Consider the following 12,761-nt stretch of genomic DNA (forward strand, 5'->3'; position numbering starts at 1 on the left):
CGGGATTCGTATCCGGAGCCCATGATGTGCTGCTGACGTTCTGGTCGCCCGACGAACTCGAGCGGGCCGCCGGTTAGCGGCTAGCCAAGCCCGTCGAGGACGGCGCGGGTGCCGGACAGACCCAACCGAGTGGCGCCGGCGTCGAGCATCGCGACCGCGTGGGCCGCGGTGCGGATGCCCCCGCTGGCTTTGACGCCCAAATCCGGCACCGTCGCGGACATGACGCGTACCGCTTGCTCGCTGGCGCCGCCCGCGGGGTGAAATCCCGTGGAGGTCTTGACGAAGTCGGCTCCGGCATCGGCCGCGGCACGGCACACGTCGACCAGGGTCTGCTCCCCGGACAGGCTCAGCAGCGCCGCCGATTCCACGATCACCTTGAGCACAGCGTCGGGCGCTGCCGCTCGGACCGCGGCGATGTCGGCGCCGACGGCGGCGATGTCGCCGGCTATCGCAGCACCCACATCGATGACCATGTCGACCTCGTCGGCACCGGCGGCCACGGCGCGTGTCGCCTCTGCGGCCTTGATCGTCGAATCATGTTTGCCCGAAGGGAATCCCACGACGGTGGCGATCTTGACGTCCGCCGGACCGCGCAGTGCACCGAGCATCGACGGGGACACGCACACCGCGTAGACGCCCAGGGCGCGGGCCTCGGCGGCCAGCTGCTGCACATCGGCGACAGTGGCTTCGGGTTTGAGCAGGGTGTGGTCGACCAGTGCGGCGACCTGCTCGCGGGTCCAGCCCATCAGAACTGCTCCTCTTGTCCGCCCGGATTACACCGGGTCTGCGCCATCGTGGCGTCGTCGACGACGGGCCGCCACGGCTCGAGATTCCAACTGGTCTTGCCCGGCGCAGCGGCCTCGGCAAAGTACCAGTGGCACAAGAACTGTGACCGCATTCCGGGAGTGTCGGCATCGGGTGCGTCGGCCAACACCTCGGACCACGCCTCTTCGCCCCGCAGCATCGAGGCCACTCCCGAGGCACGTCGCCCGGACAGGGTCGGATACACCCGCAGGCTGGCCTTGCCATCGAACTGCGCCCACTGCGTGTGATCGATGTACGGCGGCGCAAACACCGGATCGGCGGATGCCGGCGCGGGTTGCCACGCCAGCAGCCCGGCCGCGGACAACACGGACAACACGGCCAACAACAGGCGAGCTATCGGGATTTCCCTTGGATCTCAAGAATTTTCGGCCGCACGTCGACCAAGTACACCCCGGCGGCGCAGACCGTGATGGCCGCACCGAAGGCCGGATCCATCAATAGGCCGATGCCCGTGGTCGCAGCCAGGATCAACAGCCAGACCGGCTTGGTCAGTTTGTCGGCCGCGGTGTAGGCGTCCGGACGCTGAAGTGCCGCGTGGATGAATGCGTAAACGCCCATCAACGCGGCACCGATCCGCAAAAGACCAAGGACGCCACCCGCGACGTTCAAGAGGTGCACGCCCTCAAGACTATGCGGATGACGTCCTTGACGTCTAACTCTCCCGTCGCTTCGCTCGCCCAGGGAGAACCTACTTACTTCTGGGTGACCTTCTTGGCCGGAGCGGCCTTCTTGGCCGGGGCCTTGGCAGCAACCTTGGCGGGAGCCTTCTTGGCCGGGGCCTTGGCCGGAGCGGCCTTCTTGGCCGGAGGCTTCTTGGCCGGGGCGGAGTCGCCCTTGGCCGGCAGCTCGACGCCGACCAGCTTGGCGGCACGCTCGCCGACGGCGCGGGTCTGGCTGGCCACGGTGCCCAGCGCATCCTGGGTCAGCTCGACTGCCTGGTCGGTGACGCTCTCGACGCGCTCGCGGGCGTTCTCGATCGCCGACTGGCTGCGCAGGCGCTCCAGGGCGGCCTCGCCGCGCTCGACCAGCTTCTTGTAGGTGTCGGTGGCGTTCTCCGCGTAGGTCTCAGCGGCCTTGCGCAGCTCTTCGGTGCTGAACTTGTCGCGCAGCTCCTCGACCTGGCCGGGCAGCTCTTCCTGCAGCTTGGTCAGGCGGGCACGGCCCTCCTCGACGCGGGCTTCGGCGTCGCTGCGTGCCTCTTCGGCACGCTCGCGCAGGCTCGCGACGATCTCGTTCACGGTGGCGAGGGCCAGGTCAGCAGCGCCGACGGCGGCGAACAGCGGGGCCTTCAGGTCTTCGATGGTGGGCTGAGTGTTCTCGGCCATGGTGTTTGTTTCCTTTCTGGAGAAATCAGGATTCAGATCTAGAGAAAAGTCAGTGTCAGATCGCTATGGGTTGGTGAGTGTCAGTCGTTGTCTGCTCCCTCACTGGCGGCGGTCAATTCAGCTGTGTCAGAAAGCTTTTCGGTCTGGTCATGCTCGTTCTGCCGACAGAATGCGGCGTACATGTCCAACAGTTCTTGCTTCTGCGGCTCGGTGATCGCAGTGTCCGCGATGATCGCGGTTCGGACCTCGCCGGTGACCCCTGGCTCCAGGATCCCGGCCCGGACATACAGCACCTCGGCGGATACTCGCAGCGCCTTGGCGATCTGGCTCAGTACGTCGGCTGACGGCTTGCGCAGCCCTCGTTCGATCTGACTCAGATAAGGGTTGCTCACACCGGCTTTCTCGGCAAGCCCACGCACCGAAACTTGTGCCGCCTCGCGCTGGGCCCGGATGAAGCTGCCGATGTCCTGCGCGGCGTTGGATACCACGGCTGCGATGTCTGCATCCTGCGCCATCCCGGCTCCCCTTTTTATTCGCCGGCCGCTTTTGGTTGAGCGAGCCGTACCAATAAAAACCGTACGGTCGGGTGCTAACTATTGCAAGCAGTAGGGCTTGCGATCACAAAAACAACTGGGCGACCGAGTAGATGACCAAGCCGGCCAAGGAACCGACCACCGTGCCGTTGATTCGAATGAACTGCAGGTCACGGCCCACATGAAGCTCGATTCGACGGCTCGCCTCGTCCGCGTCCCAGCGCTCGATGGTCTCGGTGATGATCGCTGTGATCTCCGTCCCATATTGCGCAACAAGGTGTTTTGCCCCGCGAATCAGCCAGTTGTCGACCTTGTCACGCAGCTCGGCGTCGTCGCGCAACGACTCCCCGATTCTCATCACGGTCTCGGCGACCCGCGTGCGCAATTCCGACGACGGATCGTCCACCGATTCCAGGATGATCCGCTTGGCGGCGTTCCACGCCGTCTCGGCCGCGCGGGTCACCTCGTCGCGCGCCATGATCTGTTCCTTGACTCGCTCGGCACGGGCGATGGTGTCGTCGTCGTGCTGCAGATCGTCGGCGAAATCGAACAGGAACTTGGTCGCCGAGCGGCGGAGCTCATGGTCCGGGTTGCGCCGCACTTTGTCGGTGAAGTCCAGCAGCTCGCGGTGGATCCGGTCGCCGACCAGATGATCGACCCAGCGCGGAGACCAAGTCGGCGAATCCCGCTCGATCACCCGCTCGATGATCTCGCCGGAGTTCAGCGACCATTGGAACGCCCGGTCCGCGAGCAGCTGCAGCAGCGCCTGCTGACGCCCCTCGGCCAGCAGGCTGTCGAGCACCCGGCCCACCGGCGGACCCCACTGCGGCTCGGCGATGCGCTTGACGATCATCCGATCCAGTACGTGTTGCACGTCCTCGTCACGCAGCATCTCCACCAATACCCGGGCCACCGTAGACGTCTCGCCGGCCACCCGCTGCGCATGTAACGGCTCGGAGAGCCACTTGCCGATCCGGCTGGCGACCTGCGCATCGCGCAACTTCGTCTCGATCACCTCCGGCGACATGAAGTTCTCCCGCACAAAGGTGCCCAGCCCCTCGCCGAGTTGGTCCTTCTTGCGTTTGATGATCGCCGTGTGCGGGATCGGCAGGCCGAGCGGATGACGGAACAGAGCGGTCACCGCGAACCAGTCGGCGAGCGCGCCGACCATGCCGGCCTCGGCCGCAGCACGCACATAACCAACCCAGACCGCGGCCCCGCCGCGGGCCTGCAGCCAGGTACAGACACCGAAAATCACGGTCGCACCGAGCAGAAAGCCCAGCGCAACGGCCTTCATCCGGTTCAGATCGCGGCGCCGCTGCGCGTCGGCAGCGGGGTCGGCACCCGCAATCGACTCAGCCAGGCCGGCGTGCGGTGCGGGTTGTGATCGTTGGCTCGGTCGGTGTGCCACAACACCATCATCCTGTATGGGCGCGGCTGGTGGGCCGTAGTATCAAGCAGACCTAGGGAAATGGATTACCGCGACAGTGGCACAACAGACCCCGCCAACGCCGGCCAAGACCGACGGCCGCAAACGGCGCTGGCACCAGCACAAGGTCGACCGTCGCAACGAACTGGTCGACGGCACCCTGGACGCCATCCGGCTACGCGGTAGCAACGTCAGCATGGACGAGATCGCCGCGGAGATCGGCGTGTCCAAAACCGTGCTGTACCGCTACTTCGTCGACAAGAACGATCTGACCACCGCGGTCATGATGCGCTTCGCACAAACCACCCTGATCCCGAACATGGCAGCCGCACTGTCGTCGAACCTGGACGGCTATGCCCTCACCCGCGAGATCATCCGGGGATACGTCGACACGGTCGCGGCCGAGCCGGAGATCTACCCCTTCGTGATGGCCAACAGTTCGGCAAGCAAGAGCAAAGCGGTCGCCGACTCCGAGCAGATCATCGCGCGGATGCTCGCCGTCGTGCTGCGCCGCCGGATGGCGTCGGTCGGCATGGACACCAGCGGCGCCGAGCCGTGGGCTTTCCACACCGTCGGCGGGGTGCAGCTGGCCACCCACTCGTGGATGTCCAACCCACGGATGACCTCCGGCCAACTCATCGACTACCTGACCATGCTGTCCTGGAACGCGCTGTGCGGCATCGTCGAGGTCGGCGGCTCACTCGAAGTCTTCAACTCGCAGCCTCATCCTTCCCCGGCACTGCCTCGGCACCTGCTTCAATAAGTCGGGTGACCTCCGTACTGCCTGAACTGTGGACCCACGAGCCGCACCGCCACCTGGAATTCCGCAAGGGCCAGCGCGTCGCCGACATCGACCCCGACGCCACGCCCGGGTTCAAGGGCACCAAGGTCGATGCGCCCGCGTTGCAAGCCGAACGGAACGCCCGCTACGCCGAGCTACAGGAGATGCTGTACGCGAACAGCATCTCCGGCGATCAGCGGTCCATCCTGCTGGTGCTGCAGGGCATGGACACCGCAGGCAAGGGCGGGATCGTCAAACATGTTGTGGGAGCGGCGAACCCACAGGGAATCCGGTATGCCAATTTCGGAGCGCCGACCGCCGAAGAGCTGTCGCATCACTTCCTGTGGCGGATCCGCAAGAAACTACCGACCGCCGGGCACATCGGGGTGTTCGACCGATCGCACTATGAGGACGTGCTGATCGTCCGGGTACACAACCTGGTGCCGCAGTCCGAGTGGGAACCCCGGTACGACGAGATCAACGCCTTCGAGCGCGAGCTGACCGACGCCGGGACCACCATCATCAAGGTCGCGATGTTCGTCTCCCTGGACGAACAGAAGAAGCGACTGGCCGCGCGGCTGGACCGGCCCGACAAATATTGGAAGTTCAACCCCGCCGACATCGACGAGCGGCTGTTGTGGCCCAAATATCAAGAGGCGTACCAGGCGATGCTCGACTGGACGTCGACGGCGTACGCGCCGTGGCACGTCATCCCGGCCAACAAGAAGTGGTACTCCCGACTGGCCATCACCGAGCTGCTGATCGAGGCCCTCGAAGGGTTCGACTTGTCTTGGCCCCCAGCCAGTTTTGATGTCGAAGCGGAGAAGCAGCGGCTGGCGTCGGCCTGATTCGCGTTCGCCGAGATAGCAACTTTTGCGGCCGATCCATGGTTCGGTCGCCATAAAGTGTTATCTCGGCGAACGCGGATGGAACCGAACCGCCGCCACGTGCGTCGAACTCTGGTGTGGCGGAAATTTTCTTGGGCACCGAGGCGCTCGGAGCCGGCCTCCTCACCCGGCACGCATTGCGGACGAAGTACCTAAAGATCCATCAAAACGTCTATGCCCCTAAAGGTTTCAAGCTCACCGCACGTGATCGTGCGATAGCGGCCTGGCTGTGGTCCGGTGGTCGAGCAACGCTCGCCGGATACTCGGCAGCCGCCGTGCTGGGGAGCCGCTGGCTGCCGGTCGACGCACCGCCGGAATTGGCGCGGGTCTATCAATCGTCGGCACCTGAAATCTTGATCCACATCGGCGCCATCGCCGAAGACGAACTGGTGGTTGTCGAGGGCATGTCCTGCACCATGCCCGCCCGCACGGGCTATGACCTGGGCAGACGGCTGTCATTCGAAACCGCCGTCATCCGCATCGACGCATTACTCAATGCGACTGGCGGATCGGTCGCCGACATCGCGGCCATCGCCGGGCGCTACCCGGGCGCCCGCGGCATCCGCAAGCTGCGCAAGGCCCTGATGTTTGTCGATGCCGGAGCCGAGTCACCGCAAGAGACACGCCTGCGATTGCTCCTGGTGCAGTCGGGTCTGCCGCGACCGGTCACGCAAATACCGGTGGTCGACCAGTGGGGCCGGGTGTGTCGCCGAATCGACATGGGTTACCCGCAGTGGATGGTCGGGGTCGAGTACGACGGTGAACAGCACTGGACCGATGCTCGACAGCACGAAGCCGACATCGAGCGGCTGGAATTCCTGGCCGCTCGAGGCTGGACGATCGTACGGGTCAGCCGCAACCAGTTGCGCTATCGACCATCGGAAATCGTCGACCGCGTGCGTCGGGCACTCAGGCAGGCGGGCTGCCCCATATAGACCGCGCCCAGATAGCAACTAATGCCGAGATTCACCACGAATGACGGCAGAAATTGCTATTTCGGCGCTATTTGATCAGGGTGAACTGACCGATGTTGGTGATGCCGCGACGGAAGAAGTCGGCGCAACCGGTCAGGTACTTCATGAACCGGTCGTAGACCTCCTGGCCCTGCAGGGCGATGGCCTGGTCCTTGGTCGCTTCGAGGTTGGCGGCCCACATATCCAGCGTGCGCGCGTAGTGCGGACGCAGCAGGTGGGTGCGCTCCAGCGTGAAGCCCGAGCCGGCGGCCAGCTGTTCGATGTCCTCGACGGCCGGCAGCTGCCCACCCGGGAAGATCTCCTCGCCGATGAACTTCATGAACTTCAGGTCGCTGATGGTCAGCTTGATGCCGTTCTCACGGAAGAACTGCTGGGTGTGCGCCAGGATCGTGTGCAGCAGCATCCGGCCGCCGTTCTCGGGCAGGATGCTGTAGGCGCGCTCGAAGAAGATCGGGTAGCGCTCCTGCTTGAAGGCCTCGAACGCACCGATCGACACAATTCGATCGACGGGCTCGTCGAACTCTTCCCAGCCCTGCATCCGGATGTCGATGCTGCGGTTGGTGTCGATCTTGCCCAGCCGCTCGCGGGCGTACTCCGACTGTTCCTTGCTCAGCGTGATGCCGATGACATTCACGTCGAATTTGGTGAGGGCGCGTTCCAGCGCACCGCCCCAGCCGCAGCCGATGTCGAGCAGGGTCATGCCGGGCTTGAGGTCCAACTTGCCCAGCGCCAGATCGAACTTGGCGTTCTGCGACTCCTCCAGGTTCATGTCCTCGCGCTCGTAATACCCGCAGGTGTACCCCATGGTGGGACCGAGGAACAGCGCGTAGAACTCATTCGAGATGTCGTAGATCGACTGCGACTCCTCGTAATACGGAGCAAGGTCAATATCGGCTTGAGCCATTTCGATTTCTATCCTTTGCGTTACATCCGCTGGAGTGGGCGGCGCCACCTCATTGTGAGGCCGGCTGATCTACCCATACGTGCGCATGCCCAGAAGTACCCAGCGAAAAAGAACCCGCACGCCAGGTTAACGAAAACTGCTCGCGGGCTCCAATCTGGAACCTGTCAATATGTATAGAAGCCCTTCCCGGACTTCTTGCCGAGCTGTCCTGCCTCGACCATACGCAGCAGCAGCGGCGGCGCCGCGTACAGCGGCTCCTTGTATTCGTCGTACATCGAGTCGGCGATCAGCTTCATGGTGTCCAGGCCAACCAGGTCGGCCAACTTCAGTGGACCCATCGGGTGCGAAAGACCCGCGACCACCGCGGTATCGATGTCCTCGACGGTGGCAAAACCCGACTCCGCCATCCGGATCGCGGACAGCAGGTAAGGCACCAGCAGGAAGTTGACGACGAAGCCCGAGCGATCCGAGGCCCGCACGACCTTCTTGCCCAGCGTCTCGCCGGCGAAGGCCTCGACGCGGGCGGCCGCCTCGGCACTGGTGGTCACCGAGGAGATGAGCTCGACCAGCGGCAGCACCGGAACGGGGTTGAAGAAGTGCAGGCCCAGCACCCGCTGGGGGTTCTTGGTGGACGCGGCGATCCGCATGATCGGGATGGACGAGGTGTTCGACGCCAGCACAGCGTCGGGGTCGGTGATGATCTCGTCGAGCTGCGAGAAGACCTTGGCCTTGACGTTGACGTCCTCGACGATGGCCTCGATGATGAGCTGACGGTCGGCCATGTCCGCGAGGTCGGTGGTGAAGCTCAGCCGGGCCAGCGCCGCGTCGCGGTCCGCTTCCTCGAGCTTGCCCCGCTTGACCGCGTTGTCCAGCGACTTGGTGATGCGCTCACGTCCGGCGTTGGTCAGCTCTTCGGTCGGCTCGAACGCCAGCACCTGAGCGCCCGACTTGATACAGACCTCGGCGATGCCGCCGCCCATCTGTCCGGCCCCGATGACCCCGACTCGTTCGATTGCGTTGCTCACCGTTGTCCTCTCGATCGTCTGCGTTGGAGTATGCGACAGGCCCCGCCCAAGAATCTGGGCGGGGCCTGCCGGCACTGCTTAATGACTCAAGCCTTCGGTTCCACTTCGCAAGCTCAGTGGCTCCGGCCTTTCGGTTCCACTTCGCAAGCTCAGTGGCTCCGGCCTTTCGGTTCCACTTCGCAAGCTCAGTGGAACTGACCCTCTTCGGTCGAGCCCTTCAGGGCCGCGGTCGAGGTGTTGGGGTCAACGGTGGTGGCGATGCGGTCGAAGTAACCGGCGCCGACCTCACGCTGGTGCTTGGTGGCGGTGTAGCCACGAGCCTCAGCCGCGAACTCGCGCTCCTGCAGGTCGACGTAGGCGGTCATACCGTCACGGGCGTAGCCGTAGGCCAGGTCGAACATGGAGTAGTTCAGGGCGTGGAAGCCGGCCAGGGTGATGAACTGGAACGTGAAGCCCATGGCACCCAGTTCCTTCTGGAACTTGGCGATGGTCGAGTCGTCCAGTGCCTGCTTCCAGTTGAACGACGGGCTGCAGTTGTAGGACAGCAGCTGGTCCGGGAAGTCGGCCTTGACGGCCTCGGCGAACTTACGGGCGACCTGGAGGTCCGGCACACCGGTTTCCATCCAGATCATGTCGGCGTAGGGGGCGTAGGCCTTGGCACGCGCGATACAGGGCTCGATGCCCTTCTGGACGTTGTAGAAGCCCTCGGCGGTGCGCTCACCGGTGACGAACGGCTTGTCGCGGTCGTCCACGTCCGAGGTGATCAGGGTGGCGGCCTCGGCGTCGGTACGGGCGATGACGACGGTCGGGGTGCCCGCGACGTCAGCGGCCAGGCGAGCCGAGGTCAGGGTGCGGATGTGCTGCTGGGTCGGGATCAGCACCTTGCCACCGAGGTGGCCACACTTCTTCTCCGAGGCCAGCTGGTCCTCCCAGTGGGTACCGGCGGCACCTGCGGCGATCATCGCCTTCTGCAGTTCGTAGACGTTCAGCGCGCCACCGAAGCCGGCTTCGCCGTCGGCAACGATCGGAACGAGCCAGTTGTCGACGCTCTTGTCACCCTCGACCTTGGCGATCTCGTCGGCGCGCAGCAGGGCGTTGTTGATGCGACGGACGACGGCCGGCACCGAGTTGGCCGGGTACAGGCTCTGGTCCGGGTAGGTGTGGCCGGACAGGTTCGCGTCACCGGCGACCTGCCAACCCGACAGGTAGATGGCCTTCAGACCGGCGCGGACCTGCTGCACGGCCATGTTGCCGGTCAGGGCGCCGAGGGCGTTGATGTAGGAGCCGTCGCCCTTGGTGACGCCTTCCCACAGGATTTCGGCGCCACGCCGCGCGAGGGTGTTCTCCTCGACGACGCTGCCCTGCAGCTCCTCAACCTGGGCTGCGGTGTAGTCGCGGGTGATGCCCTTCCAGCGGGGGTTGGTGTCCCAGTCCTGCTGAATCTCAGCGGCGGTACGTGGCTTTCCGACGTTGGACATTGATGCTCCTTCGTGTGGCCGCGTCGCTTGGGCGCCAGATTCAAACTGATTGTTAACGCTTCGGCGACTTCAACTTGTGTGCTGAAACGACGATGACACAGCACATACCCGCAGGTCTAGCGGTTTCGTGTGCCAATTTTCGCCAATGGGCCAATCGAAGTTGCGAAGATTGCGAAGTTGCTGGACGACTTGACCGGTTCAGTAGTTACCGTCTGGTAACACGTTTGCACTGGTCAGTACGGCCGTACTGTTAAAACTCGCGGGGTCACACACCGAAGATGCAGGCGACCGCTTTGACGTCGTCACCGACCACATATGTGAGCGTTGTAACAGCACGATCCTCCAGCTCCGGACCGAATTTGTCGGTGGATCCGGCGGGGTGTTCGTGCGTGATGATCTCCAGGCGATCCCCCAGGGCCACCGCAGCATCGTGCTCGATGGTCACCCGCAACGGCGCCTTGAGCAGTTCTGGCCGATGACTCTGCAGATAGTCCTCGACCACCGACCAGTACACGGAGTTGTTCATGTGGTCGAACAGATCGATATCGCTGACCCGGACCGGGTAGTCGACGATCCGGGTGGCGTCTTCACGGCCACCCGCCTTGAGATAAGCCTTCCAGCGCAGCCGGTCGACCGTGGTGGTGCGCTTCAGTCCTGCGACGAAGTCATCCGACATCCGCGACGGGCCCTGCGACTCGCGACTGATGCTGATCCAGAACGCCTCGGACTCCATCAGGCCGCCTTTTCGGCCGTCGATCCGCACGCGCATCTCGCACCAGCGGTTCGAGGTGCCCGAACACCAGCGCCGGAGCCGCAAGATGTCCTGGAAATCGATGGGCTCGATGAGATCGATCATGGTGCGCCGCACGATCCACAACGGGTGGGTGGCCTCGTAGCCCTGCTGGCGCAGCTGATCGGAGCCGATGTCCTGGATGTGCCGGCAGGCCGCATCGAAACGCAGGCGACCATCCCGGTCGATGTCGGCGAACCGCAACGGCCAACCGGTATCGAAGACGTCGGGGTGACCGTCCGGTACCGGCATCATGATTTTGGCCAGGCCCGTGGTCTGATCGGCAGTCTTTGCAGCGGCGCTCGTCACGGGGCCGATCCTGCCACAGCAACCCCTGTGCCAATTTTGCGAATATGGTATTTACACCATTGCTAGGCTGGATGCCGTGGCGAAGACTTTCGTGGGCTCACGGGTGCGCCAGCTGCGCGCCGAGCGTGGTTTCAGCCAGGCCGCGCTGGCCCAGATACTCGACATCTCCCCCAGCTATCTCAACCAGATCGAGCACGACGTCCGGCCGCTGACCGTCTCGGTGCTGATGCGGATCACCGAGGTGTTCGGCGTCGATGCCACGTTTTTCGCTTCCCAGGACGACACCCGGCTGCTGGCCGAGTTGCGCGAGGCCACCATGGACAGCGACCTGGGCATCGACGCCGACGTCGGCGAGATCGCCGACCTGGTGAACACTCACCCGTCGGTGGCGCGGGCCCTGGTCGGTTTGCACCGGCGGTACCGACTGGCCACCACTCAGCTGGCCGCAGCGACCGAGGACCGGTTCTCCGACGGCAGCGGCAGCGGATCGATCACCATGCCGCACGAGGAAGTTCGCGACTACTTCTACGAACGGCAGAACTACCTGCACGAACTCGATACCGCCGCGGAGGAATTCGTGGTCCGGCTGCAGATGAGCCGCTCCGAACTGTCCGGGGCGTTGGCCGAGCGGCTCTCGCGGGTGCACGGAGTGCGGATCGTGCGGCGGCTCGCGCTGGGTGACAACGTATTGCACCGGTACGACCCGGAGTCGAAGACGCTGGAGATCGGCGGTCACCTGTCGTCCGGGCAATACGTGTTCAAACTGGCCGCCGAGTTGGCGTACCTGGAATTCGGCGGGCTGATCTCTTCTTTGGTCGAGGAGGGGAACTTCACCAGCGAGGAGTCGATGACGCTGGCGCGCATGGGGCTGGCCAACTACTTCGCCGCCGCTGTGGTGTTGCCGTACGGCCAGTTCCACACGGTGGCCGAGGATTTCCGGTACGACGTGGAACGGTTGTCCGCGTACTACTCGGTGAGCTACGAGACGGTGGCGCATCGCCTGTCGACGTTGCAGCGACCGTCGATGCGTGGGGTGCCACTGTCTTTCGTCCGGGTGGACCGGGCCGGGAACATGTCAAAACGCCAGTCCGCCACAGGTTTTCATTTCTCGTCCTCTGGCGGAACCTGTCCGCTGTGGAACGTGTACGAGACCTTCGCCAACCCGGGCAAGGTGCTGGTGCAGATCGCCCAGATGCCCGACGGCCGCAACTACATGTGGGTGGCGCGCACCGTCGAGCGCCGCGCCGCTCGTTATGGACAGCCCGGCAAGACGTTCGCCATCGGCCTGGGATGCGAACTGCGCCATGCCAATCGGCTGGTGTACTCCGAAGGGCTGGACCTATCGGGCGGCGTGTCCACCCCGATCGGCGCCGGCTGCCGGGTGTGCGAACGGGACACCTGCCCGCAGCGGGCGTTCCCTGCTCTGGGCCGGGCGCTTGACCTCGACGAGCACCGCAGTACGGTGTCGCCGTATCTGGTCAAGCGGGGCTGAGAGCCCCAC

Annotated in this window: 14 protein-coding genes; 4 read left to right on the plus strand and 10 right to left on the minus strand. The window is 64.4% G+C overall.

Features of this window, described 5'->3' with window-relative positions:
* Nucleotides 1-80 precede the first annotated feature (80 nt).
* From deoC to ABIA30_RS09805, 6 genes are all read right to left on the minus strand, one after another.
* Nucleotides 81-746, minus strand: coding sequence for a deoxyribose-phosphate aldolase (gene deoC, locus ABIA30_RS09780; RefSeq protein WP_370064556.1), 666 nt, complete (start codon nucleotides 744-746; stop codon nucleotides 81-83).
* Entirely contained in the window at nucleotides 746-1,147 is a 402-nt protein-coding gene (locus ABIA30_RS09785; RefSeq protein WP_370064558.1) for a DUF2599 domain-containing protein, read from the minus strand. The genes deoC and ABIA30_RS09785 overlap by 1 nt, the downstream gene beginning before the upstream one ends.
* Nucleotides 1,148-1,158: 11 nt before the next feature.
* Entirely contained in the window at nucleotides 1,159-1,443 is a 285-nt protein-coding gene (locus tag ABIA30_RS09790; RefSeq protein WP_370064560.1) for a DUF2516 family protein, read from the minus strand.
* Between the two features lie 74 nt (nucleotides 1,444-1,517).
* Nucleotides 1,518-2,150 (minus strand): heparin-binding hemagglutinin, encoded by a 633-nt coding sequence (locus ABIA30_RS09795; protein ID WP_370064562.1) that lies wholly within the window; start codon nucleotides 2,148-2,150, stop codon nucleotides 1,518-1,520.
* An 80-nt stretch (nucleotides 2,151-2,230) separates the two neighbouring features.
* Complete coding sequence (locus tag ABIA30_RS09800; RefSeq protein WP_370064564.1) at nucleotides 2,231-2,665, minus strand: helix-turn-helix domain-containing protein; 435 nt, start codon at nucleotides 2,663-2,665, stop codon at nucleotides 2,231-2,233.
* A gap of 103 nt (nucleotides 2,666-2,768) precedes the next feature.
* Nucleotides 2,769-4,112: a DUF445 domain-containing protein gene (locus ABIA30_RS09805; protein WP_370065489.1), complete on the minus strand. Its 1,344-nt coding sequence runs from the start codon at nucleotides 4,110-4,112 to the stop codon at nucleotides 2,769-2,771.
* 58 nt (nucleotides 4,113-4,170) lie between these two features.
* On the opposite strand from ABIA30_RS09805, the gene ABIA30_RS09810 reads away from it, so the two are divergent.
* The 3 genes from ABIA30_RS09810 to ABIA30_RS09820 all read left to right on the plus strand — a co-directional run bounded on the left by ABIA30_RS09810 (nucleotide 4,171) and on the right by ABIA30_RS09820 (nucleotide 6,715).
* A complete protein-coding gene (locus tag ABIA30_RS09810; RefSeq protein ID WP_370064566.1) occupies nucleotides 4,171-4,875 on the plus strand; it encodes a TetR/AcrR family transcriptional regulator in 705 nt (234 codons plus the stop codon).
* A gap of 5 nt (nucleotides 4,876-4,880) precedes the next feature.
* Complete coding sequence (locus ABIA30_RS09815) at nucleotides 4,881-5,741, plus strand: polyphosphate kinase 2 family protein (protein ID WP_370064568.1); 861 nt, start codon at nucleotides 4,881-4,883, stop codon at nucleotides 5,739-5,741.
* A gap of 116 nt (nucleotides 5,742-5,857) precedes the next feature.
* The gene (locus tag ABIA30_RS09820) at nucleotides 5,858-6,715 is read left to right on the plus strand and encodes an endonuclease domain-containing protein (RefSeq protein WP_370064570.1); all 858 of its coding nucleotides are present in this window, start codon (nucleotides 5,858-5,860) and stop codon (nucleotides 6,713-6,715) included.
* Nucleotides 6,716-6,782: 67 nt separating this feature from the next.
* On the opposite strand, the gene ABIA30_RS09825 is transcribed toward ABIA30_RS09820, so the two are convergent.
* The 4 genes from ABIA30_RS09825 to ABIA30_RS09840 all read right to left on the minus strand — a co-directional run bounded on the left by ABIA30_RS09825 (nucleotide 6,783) and on the right by ABIA30_RS09840 (nucleotide 11,206).
* Complete coding sequence (locus ABIA30_RS09825) at nucleotides 6,783-7,658, minus strand: cyclopropane mycolic acid synthase family methyltransferase (protein WP_370064572.1); 876 nt, start codon at nucleotides 7,656-7,658, stop codon at nucleotides 6,783-6,785.
* A 164-nt stretch (nucleotides 7,659-7,822) separates the two neighbouring features.
* Complete coding sequence (locus tag ABIA30_RS09830; RefSeq protein WP_370064574.1) at nucleotides 7,823-8,683, minus strand: 3-hydroxybutyryl-CoA dehydrogenase; 861 nt, start codon at nucleotides 8,681-8,683, stop codon at nucleotides 7,823-7,825.
* Nucleotides 8,684-8,868: 185 nt separating this feature from the next.
* Nucleotides 8,869-10,161 carry an isocitrate lyase gene (gene aceA, locus ABIA30_RS09835; protein WP_370064576.1) on the minus strand — a complete coding sequence of 431 codons (1,293 nt, stop codon included), beginning with the start codon at nucleotides 10,159-10,161 and terminating at the stop codon, nucleotides 8,869-8,871.
* 265 nt (nucleotides 10,162-10,426) lie between these two features.
* The gene (locus ABIA30_RS09840; protein ID WP_370065491.1) at nucleotides 10,427-11,206 is read right to left on the minus strand and encodes an acyl-ACP thioesterase domain-containing protein; all 780 of its coding nucleotides are present in this window, start codon (nucleotides 11,204-11,206) and stop codon (nucleotides 10,427-10,429) included.
* Nucleotides 11,207-11,336: 130 nt separating this feature from the next.
* On the opposite strand from ABIA30_RS09840, the gene ramB reads away from it, so the two are divergent.
* Entirely contained in the window at nucleotides 11,337-12,752 is a 1,416-nt protein-coding gene (gene ramB, locus ABIA30_RS09845) for an acetate metabolism transcriptional regulator RamB (protein ID WP_370064578.1), read from the plus strand.
* Nucleotides 12,753-12,761 lie beyond the last annotated feature (9 nt).

The organism is Mycobacterium sp. MAA66, assembly GCF_041261665.1.
GTDB lineage: Bacteria > Actinomycetota > Actinomycetes > Mycobacteriales > Mycobacteriaceae > Mycobacterium.